We start from the raw sequence: 5,864 nt of genomic DNA, 5'->3' as shown, positions 1-5,864 counted from the left end.
ATTAAATTATTTATTAAACTTCTCAGCTAGATAAAGCCACGTTTCAAGTACTGTATCAGGGTTAAGTGAGACAGAATCAATTCCTTCTTCAACTAACCAAGCTGCGAAATCTTCATGATCCGATGGGCCTTGACCACAAATACCTACATATTTGCCCTTCGCCTTAGCGGTTTGAATTGCCATTGAAAGCAGTTTTTTGATAGCCGGGTTTCGCTCATCAAATAAATGTGCAATAAGGCCAGAATCGCGGTCCAGACCAAGTGTTAATTGGGTAAGGTCATTTGAACCTATCGAGAAGCCATCGAAATATTCTAAAAATTCTTCAGCAAGCAGGCAGTTTGATGGCAGTTCACACATCATGATGACTTTTAGACCATTCTCGCCGCGTTTTAGACCATGAGCTTCAAGAATTTCAATAACTTGAGCTGCTTCTTCTAGGGTACGAACGAATGGGATCATGATTTCAACGTTAGTTAAATCCATCTCATTACGAACACGTTTGATAGCTTCACACTCTAATGCAAAACACTCTCTAAAGTCTTCGGAAATGTAACGGGATGCGCCGCGGAAACCAATCATTGGGTTTTCTTCTTCAGGCTCATACTGCTGACCGCCAACCAAGTTTGCATACTCGTTTGACTTAAAGTCAGACATGCGAACGATTACACGCTCCGGAGCAAATGCCGCACCTAGCGTAGAAATACCTTCAACTAGCTTGCTGATATAGAACTCTACTGGTGATTCATATCCTGCGATTAGCTCTTTAATTTCAGCCTGTAGCTCTGCATCTTGCTTATCAAAATGAAGTAGTGCTTTAGGGTGAATACCAATCATACGGTTGATGATAAATTCAAGACGCGCAAGACCGATACCTGCATGTGGTAACTTCGCAAAATCAAATGCGCGATCTGGGTTACCTACGTTCATCATTATCTTCATCGGAATAGTTGGCATTGAATCGATGCGAGAAGAAATAACATCGAATTCAAGTTCACCTTTATAGATATAACCTGTATCGCCCTCTGCACATGATACTGTTACCGTGTCGCCATTAGTGATCAAATCGGTTGCGTTACCACACCCAACTACTGCTGGGATCCCTAGCTCACGAGCAATGATTGCTGCGTGACAAGTACGACCACCACGATTCGTTACGATAGCAGAGGCACGCTTCATGATAGGTTCCCAATCAGGATCCGTCATATCAGTAACAAGTACATCGCCTTGCTTTACCGAGTCCATTTGATCAATTGAAGACAGGACTTTAACTACGCCTGAACCAATCTTATGACCGATTGCACGACCTTCAACAATAACTTCAGACTTTGACTTTAGCTGGAAGCGCTCCATTACGTTCGCATCTTCGTTTGAACGAACGGTTTCTGGACGGGCTTGAACGATATAAAGCTTACCGTCATTACCATCCTTCGCCCATTCGATATCCATTGGACGACCGTAGTGCTTTTCGATAATAACAGCTTGTTTTGCTAATTCTTCTACTTCTGCGTCTGTAATCGAGAATTGGTTAGATAGTGCTGAGTCTACATCAACAATCTCAACTTGCTTTCCGTGAGACTCATCACTTGAGTAGATCATTTGGATTGCTTTTGAGCCTATATTTCTCTTAAGAACTGCAGGTTTTGCTTTTGCTAGAGTTGGCTTATGAACATAAAATTCATCTGGGTTCACTGCGCCCTGAACTACCATCTCACCTAAACCATAGCTAGAAGTAACAAAAACAACATCTTCGAAGCCTGATTCAGTATCTATTGAGAACATAACACCAGACGATGCTTTGTCTGAACGCACCATACGCTGAATACCGGCAGAAAGCGCGACGCCTCTGTGATCATAGCCCTGGTGTACTCGATAAGAAATAGCACGGTCATTAAATAGCGAAGCAAAAACATGCTTGATGGCGACCATTACGGCATCTATGCCACGAACGTTTAGGAAAGTTTCTTGTTGGCCAGCGAAGGAGGCGTCTGGCATATCTTCTGCTGTTGCTGATGAACGAACAGCAAAGGAGACATCTTGGCTTGCGTCACCGTGTAACTGGCTATATGCCTCACGGATTGCTTTATCTAATTCTGGTTGGAATGGTGTATCGATAACCCATTGTCTAATTTGGGTGCCGACTTTGGCTAATTCGTTGACATCGTCAACATCGAGAGTATCTAGGATTGAGTGGATTTTTTCATTGAGGCCTGACTGCTCAAGAAATTCATTAAACGCATCAGCTGTTGTTGCGAATCCACCAGGTACTTGTACACCAGCGTTAGCAAGGTTAGATATCATTTCACCTAGAGAAGCGTTTTTACCACCAACTCGAGGTACATCTTGCATACCCAACTCTTGATACCAGAGAACGTAGTCTTGCACGGAACTGTCTCCAAAACAAATTGTATTAAATGTGAGAGATTAATTGACCTTTCCACTTGGTCAAGGGCATTCTACAACGGTAAGGCAGTCTTCGTAAACCGCGATGGCTTATTTTCAACAATTTCTGAATGAATAATAGCAAAATGAGAACAGCATTTTATATTTCCGATGGCACCGCTATCACCTCTGAAGTGTTTGGTCACGCAACGCTTTCAATGTTCCCTGTAGAATTTAATCACCAAACGATACCGTTTGTAGAGACAACAAAAAAAGCAAATGAAATCAAAAAATTAATAGACTCTGTCGCTGAAAGTTCAGGTGAGAAGCCGTTGGTGTTTTTTACATTCGTTAATCCAGAATTGTCCGATATTATTTTATCGTCGCAAGGGGTTTGTTACGACTTTTTATCTTATGCGAGCGAAATAGTAAAAAGAGAGCTAAAAGTTCAGCCGGTGCCCAAAATGCACCGCACGCATAGCATTCACGAATCTTCTTATGATTTTAGAATAGATGCAGTTAACTACGCACTTGCAAATGATGACGGCGCAAATATTAAAGATTATGACGAGGCAGACATCATATTGGTAGGTGTCAGCCGCAGCGGTAAAACGCCAACTAGCTTATATTTAGCATTGCAATATGGGATCAAAGCCGCGAATTACCCAATGACGGAAGATGATTTAGAAAGTGGAAGACTACCTAAATGTTTGGATAAATATAAAGGTAAGCTGTTTGGTTTAACCATAGAGCCAGAAAGGTTAGCTGCAATAAGGCAGGAGAGGATGGCAAACTCAAAGTACGCATCAATCAGACAATGCCGTATTGAAGTCAAAGAAGTTGAGATGCTATTTAAAAAGAATAAAACGCCTTACTTGAACAGCACACGTTATTCCGTTGAGGAAATATCAGCAAAGATTATTTCTGAAACAGGTCTAAAGCGCCATAAGTACTAAAAAGGCCGCAATGCGGCCTTTTGTTTGTTATTTATACTGTTTTGCGAGCATCTTTAAGTAGATCTGCAACTAAAAAGCCTAGCTCTAAAACTTGGTCTGCGTTTAGACGCGGATCACACTGGGTGCGGTAACGCTGAGATAAGTCCTCGTCTGATAGACCGTAGGCACCGCCAACACATTCAGTGACGTGTTGCCCTGTCATTTCTAAGTGCACACCACCAGGATAGCTACCCTCAGCTTTATGCACTGCGAAGAACTGACTGATTTCTCTCAGGATATTGTTAAAACTACGTGTCTTATATCCAGTCGTCGCTTTTTCAGTGTTTCCGTGCATCGGATCCGAAGTCCAAATAACTTTGCGGCCTTCTTCTTGAATTCTACGAACTAATTTAGGCAGCTTTTCCGGCAGCACATCTGCACCCATGCGTGTGATAAGTGTTAGACGACCAGGAATATTATCAGGGTTAAGCGCATCGACAAGTTTAATTAACTCATCTTCTTGCATCCCAGGGCCAACCTTTACGCCAATAGGGTTTTTAATACCACGGAAAAATTCGATATGAGCGTGATCTAATTGACGAGTACGTTCACCAATCCAAACAAAGTGAGCAGAACAATCGTACCAGTCCCCAGATAAGTGGTCTCGTCTAGTTAAGGCTTCTTCATAACCTAACAATAGCGCTTCGTGTGAGGTATAAAGCGGAGTTTCCTTCAGGCTTGGTGCTACTGTTGAATCAATGCCACAAACCTCCATAAACTCAAGTGCTTCTTGAATACGCTCCGCGAGTTGTTGAAATTTGTCTTTTAACGGATTTGCAGCTACGAAACTCATATTCCAGCGATTTACCTGATGCAGATCTGCAAGACCACCCTGTGCAAACGCGCGAAGTAGGTTAAGTGTTGCTGCAGACTGGTGATATGCTTTCATCAATCTATCAGGATCTGGGATACGTGCTTCTTCCGTAAACTCAAAACTATTAACGATATCACCACGATATGAAGGTAAAGAAACACCTTCAATAGTCTCGAAATCTGAAGAACGGGGCTTAGCATATTGCCCTGCCATTCGAGCAATCTTAACTACCGGGCATTTACCGCCATATGTTAATACGACAGCCATTTGCAAAAGTGTCTTGAACGTATCACGAATATTAGCGGCACTAAAATCTGAAAACGATTCTGCGCAATCACCACCTTGCAATATAAAAGCTTTACCTTCGCAAACATCTGCTAGGCTTTTATACAAGCTTCGCGTCTCTTCTGCAAAAACGAGCGGCGGTGCTGAATTTAGTTCTTTTTCAACTGATTTTAACTTTTCTGAATTTGGGTATTCAGGTTGCTGCAAGATAGGTTTATCTCTCCAGCTATTTGGGCTCCAATTAGCCATTGTATTTTCCTCATTCCAATATGTGTTACCACCATTGAACAGTACCCCAAGCCCCCTTATTCATCAAGGAAAAACTTTAGTTTGTTTTGCTAAAGAACACATCATACTTTATATAATTTAATGTAATGACACTTTAGCTAAAACTGTTCTACAAATTAATCGCAGTACTAGGCTTCTTAAAATAAGGTGATTTTTAATACATCTTTCCAGCTAGCAAAAAAGCAGACCTAAAGTTGGCAACTATCAGACTTTTATCAGCTGATCTTTATTCGCTATAATGAGTATCATCAGGTATTTAGAGTGAATTGAAGACCCTGGAATCGATATCAAATATAATCTTGTCGACATCTTGTTTTTCACTTTGAGTTCCTTGATTAGAGGTCAATTCAAGAATTTGAGAGCAAGCAGGCTCCTACCCTACCTCTTCAGCAAATCATCTTACAGAGCATTTATATACAAAGACGATACACTGACTTTAGCTTATTATTATGTTAAATTGATATTTGTTTAAGTTCAGACTAGTAATTCTTCAAGTCAGCTATAAGTCACTGGGTAGTGACTCGTCGTATTTTATGAGTAGGAAGGAAGCAAGAAAAAATGAGTCTATAGTGATTGCTATGAGTACTAACCACATGTGCTATATAGTTTTTGGAAGCATTAACACGTATAGGTACTTCCAACAGCCCTCTCCTCCAATGAGAGCTCAATGCTGAAAAATAGGGGAGATTTCTCTTCAGTGCGCTGGACTATTAAAATAAGTTTTCTTGATTAAGCTATCTTATTGAAACGGCGAGAACGCCGAACAATCTATCACTAGATAAAAATAAAACTCTACTGTCAAAAAGGTGATATTGATTACGTAGTACTACTGAGTTTACTCTTGCCCCTCATTCTTTTATTGATATCTAACACAACGACCTTTATTCTTACAGCTAATCACTTTGCCTAATATAATTGGGCATAAGGTTACTCGCTTAATAGCTATTTTCTGGCCAGTTAGTTTCAGAGGTATTTTTCCATGAACAGTTAGCTAATCTAGCTTGACTCGTTCGCAAACAAGCTGTTCAGACGCTTGAAAAGATCTCTGTCTACTTTGCTCTTTGACGATCAGACCATGAATTCAGGTGTAAAAACTATATGAT

The 5,864-nt window shown here is 40.9% G+C and carries 3 protein-coding genes; 1 reads left to right on the top strand and 2 read right to left on the bottom strand.

The genetic code is table 11. The annotated features are described in order from the left end of the window. Positions 1 to 6: 6 nt before the first annotated feature. Positions 7 to 2,382 carry a phosphoenolpyruvate synthase gene (gene ppsA, locus L1D50_RS20885; protein ID WP_128727066.1) on the bottom strand — a complete coding sequence of 792 codons (2,376 nt, stop codon included), beginning with the start codon at positions 2,380 to 2,382 and terminating at the stop codon, positions 7 to 9. Between the two features lie 143 nt (positions 2,383 to 2,525). Here ppsA and L1D50_RS20880 point away from each other — a divergent pair, with 143 nt between their 5' ends. Further along, positions 2,526 to 3,335: a pyruvate, water dikinase regulatory protein gene (locus L1D50_RS20880; RefSeq protein ID WP_128727065.1), complete on the top strand. Its 810-nt coding sequence runs from the start codon at positions 2,526 to 2,528 to the stop codon at positions 3,333 to 3,335. Between the two features lie 31 nt (positions 3,336 to 3,366). Here the strand turns inward: L1D50_RS20880 and L1D50_RS20875 are convergent, their stop codons facing one another. Further along, positions 3,367 to 4,722 (bottom strand): 3-deoxy-7-phosphoheptulonate synthase class II, encoded by a 1,356-nt coding sequence (locus tag L1D50_RS20875; protein WP_128727064.1) that lies wholly within the window; start codon positions 4,720 to 4,722, stop codon positions 3,367 to 3,369. Between the last annotated feature and the right edge of the window lie 1,142 nt (positions 4,723 to 5,864).

It is taken from the genome of Pseudoalteromonas sp. Isolate6, assembly GCF_022398435.1.
Taxonomy (GTDB): Bacteria; Pseudomonadota; Gammaproteobacteria; order Enterobacterales; family Alteromonadaceae; genus Pseudoalteromonas; species Pseudoalteromonas galatheae.
Note: the sequence above shows the minus strand (reverse complement) of the source record. Positions and strands in the feature narration are given on the sequence as shown.